The sequence below is a fragment of the Pseudokineococcus sp. 1T1Z-3 genome (assembly GCF_037482365.1).
Taxonomy (GTDB): domain Bacteria; phylum Actinomycetota; class Actinomycetes; order Actinomycetales; family Quadrisphaeraceae; genus Pseudokineococcus.
The window spans coordinates 630-1118 of record NZ_JBBHZF010000010.1; the positions used below are offsets into that span (position 1 = coordinate 630).

The 489-nt window shown below is 71.0% G+C and carries 1 protein-coding gene; it reads left to right on the forward strand.

Translation table 11 applies throughout. The features are described 5' to 3' along the window. Positions 1–34: 34 nt before the first annotated feature. On the forward strand, positions 35–489 hold a 455-nt coding region (locus tag WDV86_RS03335; RefSeq protein ID WP_339566176.1), incomplete at its 3' end, for a flagellin N-terminal helical domain-containing protein.

Sequence of the window (489 nt, forward strand, 5' to 3'; positions counted from 1 at the left end):
CGCGCTCGCGACGTCCACCTCGATCCTGCAGCGGATGCGTGACCTGTCGGTCCAGGCCGCCAACACCGGCGGTCTCAACGCCGCCGCGACCGCCAACATCCAGAAGGAGCACAACCAGCTCGCCGAGGAGCTCACCCGCATCGCGGCGACGACGACCTTCAACGGCCAGGCGCTGCTGAACGGCGCCTACAACGGCAGCTTCCAGGTCGGCGCCAACGGCGGGGAGCAGATCGCCGTCCGCATCACCGCGAACGCCGACGGCACCACCGCGACCGCGCTCAGCGCCGTCGGCCTGGGTGTGGCGGCGGCCGGCGCCGACGCCGGCGACCCGGACGTGCAGCGCAACGTCGGGGAGACCGCCACCCTCACGGCGATCGACGCGGCGCTGAGCACGGTCTCGACGGTGCGGGCGGACCTGGGTGCCAAGCAGAACCGCTTCGAGATGACGATCAAGAACCTCAACGTGTCGGTGGAGAACCTCACCGCCTC